General features: G+C 67.7%; 5 protein-coding genes. 1 reads left to right on the top strand and 4 read right to left on the bottom strand.

Translation table 11 applies throughout. The features are described from left to right. On the top strand, positions 1 to 774 hold a 774-nt coding region (locus tag ACEN88_RS24755), incomplete at its 5' end, for a hypothetical protein (protein WP_413343951.1). Positions 775 to 1,100: 326 nt separating this feature from the next. On the opposite strand, the gene ACEN88_RS24760 is transcribed toward ACEN88_RS24755, so the two are convergent. From ACEN88_RS24760 to ACEN88_RS24775, 4 genes are all read right to left on the bottom strand, one after another. Further along, positions 1,101 to 2,306, bottom strand: a complete 1,206-nt coding sequence (locus tag ACEN88_RS24760) for an ATP-grasp domain-containing protein (RefSeq protein ID WP_413343952.1) — start codon at positions 2,304 to 2,306, stop codon at positions 1,101 to 1,103. Further along, complete coding sequence (locus ACEN88_RS24765; protein ID WP_413343953.1) at positions 2,303 to 3,745, bottom strand: pyridoxal phosphate-dependent decarboxylase family protein; 1,443 nt, start codon at positions 3,743 to 3,745, stop codon at positions 2,303 to 2,305. The genes ACEN88_RS24760 and ACEN88_RS24765 overlap by 4 nt, the downstream gene beginning before the upstream one ends. Positions 3,746 to 3,833: 88 nt before the next feature. Next, positions 3,834 to 4,100 carry a glutaredoxin family protein gene (locus tag ACEN88_RS24770; protein ID WP_413343954.1) on the bottom strand — a complete coding sequence of 89 codons (267 nt, stop codon included), beginning with the start codon at positions 4,098 to 4,100 and terminating at the stop codon, positions 3,834 to 3,836. Continuing rightward, the coding region (locus ACEN88_RS24775) for a PDZ domain-containing protein (protein ID WP_413343955.1) at positions 4,097 to 4,636 on the bottom strand (540 nt) is incomplete at its 5' end. The genes ACEN88_RS24775 and ACEN88_RS24770, both read right to left, overlap by 4 nt.

Here is a 4,636-nt window from a genome sequence, read left to right on the forward strand (position 1 = left end):
GGCATGCCGGCCGCCGTGCGCGACCTCGTGGACCCGCTGCTGCTGGGCGTGTGCACGGGCCGCGGCCTCGGATCGTCGGGCATCACGGACATCGTCACGGATGCCGTCGACGGCCGCATCCTCGGCTGCGTCGTACTGCTCGACATGGATCTGCTGGAAACGCATACGGCCAATTCCTGGGCCACGTGGAAGGAAAACCTGCCGTTCGGCGGCCCCGGCTTTGCGCTCACCGCGACGATCGCCGCCCCGCACGACGACACCCGCGCGCACGCCCTGCAATTCCTGATGCTGCACGAATTCGGCCACGTCGTGACGGCGGGCGGATCGTTCCTGCCGCGCTGGTGGGAACCGGTGCCGGCCGCGCTGTTTCCCTTCCTGGACCTGAGCTGGCATGTGAACCCCGCCGGGCGCTTCGTGCCGTGGGGCGGCTCCGATTTCGCCCTGCGCGGCGCCGTCGATTTCTACGGCACGAACAAACTGCACAGCGACACCATCGTGACCGCGTATGCCGGCCTGGAAGGCAGCGATTTTCCCAGCCTGTACGGCGCGACGAATCCGTACGACGATTTCGCGGAATGCTTTGCGAGCTATGTGCACAGCGAACTGCTGGGGCGGCCGTACGAGTTGCGCGTCGATTACGACGGGGTGCCGCAGGCTACGCTCGAGAGTTTCTGGGCGAGTCCGCGCAGCGAGGCGAAGCGGGAGTTCATGCGGCAATTACTCGGCGAGACGGCGGGCGTCGCCAACGATGAAAAACAGTTTGTCGCTGCATGAAAAACCGTCGCCCCCGCGAAGGCGGGAGCCCAATCTGGATCTGCCGCAACGCGTAAGACTTGGGTCCCCGCCTGCGCGCACTAGTGTCCGGAATATTGTTTTCAAAAACCGTCAGAAATAGCATCGTCATTCCCGCGCAAGCGGGAATCCATATTGAGTATGCTAACTACGTTCTCCATTTCCACCTCGTTGGCTATAAAGAGTCGACTTCGAGTAGTCAGCATGGGTTCCCGCTTTCGCGGGAACGACGGTTTTTCTCTATGGCGGGCCTATTTTCGACGGTAAAAATTATTTCGGACAGCAGTGCGCCTGCGCGGGGATGACGGCTAATTCGAGGCCGCGCTTATAACCCGGTGCAGCATCTTTTCGAACGCCCCGAACACCCGCTCCATCACCGGCCCCTTGTACGGATACCTGCCCGGATCGTCCATCGCGTGCACGACCATCGCGTTGTCCACTTCGAAGATGAGTACCCGGCCATCGCGCGTCTCCGCGCAATCGATGCCCAGCCAAGGCAAGCCGATGCGCGCATCGATCCCGGCCAGCGCCGCCGCGTGACGGCGCGCGAACCCGTCGTCGAACGCAGCCATCCCGGCCGCCTCCTCCGCCCGCTTGGCGGCGCTGTCGTCCATGCCCGCGTTCAGGTAATGCACCATCCAGTGCGACGAGATCGCCAGGTGGCAGAGGAATGGCTTGCCGTCGATGAGCACGATACGGTATTTGCGGAACTGGCCGTCCGGACCGGAATAATCGACGAACGGCGCCAGATAGAACTCGCCCGCAGCATGCCCGCCGAGATAGTCGCGCAGCGCGGTGCCGTCGTCCACCTTTTGCAGGTCCGTACCCGCGTGCGAATCCACTGGCCGCACGATCAGCGGGAACGCATCGTCGGTTAGTTGCATTGCTGCCGCACGATCCAGGCGCACCGTCCGCGGCACCAGTGTCCCGGACACGCCATCGAGCGCCGCGCAGACGCCGTCGCGCGACAGGTGCGCGATCCGCTCCGGCCGGTTGATGACGGGACGCGGCCAGCCGTCGAGCATCCGCGCCACGTCGCGCAGCAGCGGCGCGTTGGCGTCCGATTGCGCGATCGCCACGAACAGCGCGTCGTGGTCGGGCACCTCCTCCGGCAGCGGCAGGTCGGGCGTCACGTATTGCACGGTCGCGGCGATGCTCGAGGTCTGCAGCAGGAATTCGACGGGCGTGTTGGCCATGAAGTCGCCGGGCCCCATCAGCACGAGCAGGTTCAAGGCCGGCGTCCTGGCTGGCGCCGGCAGCGCGTACAGCGACCGGATGGCCAGCGCGTGGTGTTGCACGTCCAGGCCCGCCGCGCGCTGGCCCAGCAATTGCAGGACGAAGCTGGCATCCAGCCACGCGTTCGCATCGTCGGGATGCGCCCGGGCACGCGCCAGCAGGCGTTCGCCGACCGGACGCAGGTCGGCCCGATAAAAGGCGCAGCGCATCAGGGCCGCGGCGCCGATCAGCGGGGCGTACGGCGTGGCGGCGGCGCCGAGGATGGTGGGCGTGATCATGACAGGCGGCGGCCGGCGCGCAACACGGCTTCGACGAGCGCGTCGATGTCGGCACGGCACGTGCGGTGGTTGACGATCGCCGCGCGGATCGCGTAGCGGCCTTCGAGCGTCGTCGCGGATGGCGCCACGCGGCCTTCGTCGTACAGTGCGAGCACGATCTCGCGATTCACACGTTCGGGATCCGCGCAGACATAGCGGAAGCAGACGATGTTCAACGCGACGGGCGCCGCCAGCTCCAGTGACGGCTCGGCCGCGACGCGCCCGGCGAGGTAGCGGGCCAGCGCGCACGTGGCCGAGATCGAGCTGCCGATGGCGTCGGCACCGTAGACCTGGAACGTCAGCCACGTCTTCAGTGCCCGGAAGCCGCGCGACAAGTCGGGCCCCAGGTCGCACGGCCACGCCGTCCCCGCGGCGAGCCCGGTGCTGGCGCGCTGCAGGTACGCGGCCGGTGCGGCGAAAGCGTCGAGCATGTGCGCACCGTCGCGCGCGAGAAAATAGCCGGCGTCGTACGGCACCTGGCCCCACTTGTGAAAATCGAAGGCGAGCGAGTCCGCACGCGCGATGCCGTCGAGAAGCGGCGCGACGTCCGGCGCCAGCATCCCCAGCGCCCCGTACGCGCCGTCGACATGCAGCCACATGCCCTGTTCACGCGCGACATCGGCGAGTGCCGCGAGCGGATCGATGGCGCCCGTGTTTACCGTGCCGGCGCTGGCGACGACGAGGAATGGCCGTAACCCGTTGCGGCGATCCGCAGCGACCTGCGCGGCGAGATCCGGTACGTCCATGCGGCCGGCGGCATCCACGCGCACGGTGCGCAGCGCATCGGTGCCGAAGCCGGCCATGTCCATGGCCTTCGCGATGCAGCCGTGCGCTTCGGCCGACGCGTACGCGCGCAGGTCCGCATGCGCCGCGAGACCGTGTGCGCGCACGTCGCGCCCGAGCGCCTGCGTGCGCGCGACGACGACGCCCATGAAGTTGGCGATCGACGTGCCCGTGACGAACACGCCGCGGGCCGTATCGGGGAAGCCGAACAGCGCCGCCATCCATTGCGACACCTGGCGCTCCACCTCGACGGGCGCCTGGTTGCGGCCGCCGACGTTCGCGTTCAGCGCCCCCGCGATCATCTCGGCGACGATCCCCACGGGCGTGCCGGCGCCATGCACCCAGCCCATGAAGCCGGGATGCGGGTTGCCGACGGTGTAGGGAATGACGTTGTCCTGCAGGCTGCGGTACGCATCCGCCAGCGAGCCCGGCGCGCGCGGCAGCGGGGCACGCAGGCTGGCGCGTGCGGCGTCCGGCATCTGCTGCCAGACGGGCCGCGCGCGAATATCCTCCAGGTGGTCGAACATGTCGTCCAGGATCTGGTGCCCGAGGGCGCGGAGTTGCGTCCAGTCCGCAGGGTCGAGCGTAGCGTCGGGGCCGTCAGCCATATGCATCATTCAGGAATCGATGCAGCCGATTATCGCAGGTCGGCTCGCTTTCGATCCGTGGAACAAGCTGTAAAAGCTGTGACTATTGCCCTTTTGATTACGCGGCCGCCTCTGCCAGGCCGAGGTGACGCCGCAGCGCACCCTCGTCGAGGAAGTAGTGGCACAGCTCGGTGCCGGCCGGCTCCGCGGCGAGCACCGGCACCAGTTCGTCGTAGCGGGCGACGAGGGCCGGGTCGGCATCCACGTCGACCACGTCCACCGCGTACGCCCGCCCCTGGCGGGCCATGAACGCCTGCAGCGCGGCGAGCATGTCCTCGCACAGGTGGCAGTACGACCTGGAGTACAGCGTAAAACGTAGACTCATTGGCGCGGCCGGATGACGAGGTAGCGCGAGACATTGTCCCTACGCACCAGCAGCGCGACCGGTTTCTTCGCGTCGAGCTTGGCGACGAGCCCGTTGAACTGGGCCGCGCCCGTGATCTCGACATTGTTCATCTGCAGGATCACGTCGCCCTGGCGGATGCCGGCCGACGCCGCGCGCCCTTCGGAGAACTCGACCAGCACACCCGCTTCCGTCTTGAGCTCGCGCTTCTGGGCGGCCGTGAGATCCGACACGTGCAGGCCCAGTGCGTTCGGCGCCTGGTCCGGCGTCGGCTTCTTGGGCGTCGCCTTGGCCGTCGGCGATTTTTCTTCCTGCAGTTCGACGATGGTCACCGGCAGGTCGATCTGGCTGCCGCGGCGCCACACGGTGACGTTGGCGCGGCTGCCGACGGCGCTGCCGCCCACGAGGCGCGGCAGGTCGGAGCTGCGCTCGATGTCCTTGCCGTTGAATTTCAGGATGATGTCGCCGACCTTCAGGCCGGCCTTGTCCGCCGGCCCGCCCGGCTCGACCATCGCGAC

This window comes from Massilia sp. CT11-108, assembly GCF_047302915.1.
GTDB lineage: Bacteria > Pseudomonadota > Gammaproteobacteria > Burkholderiales > Burkholderiaceae_D > Telluria > Telluria orientalis.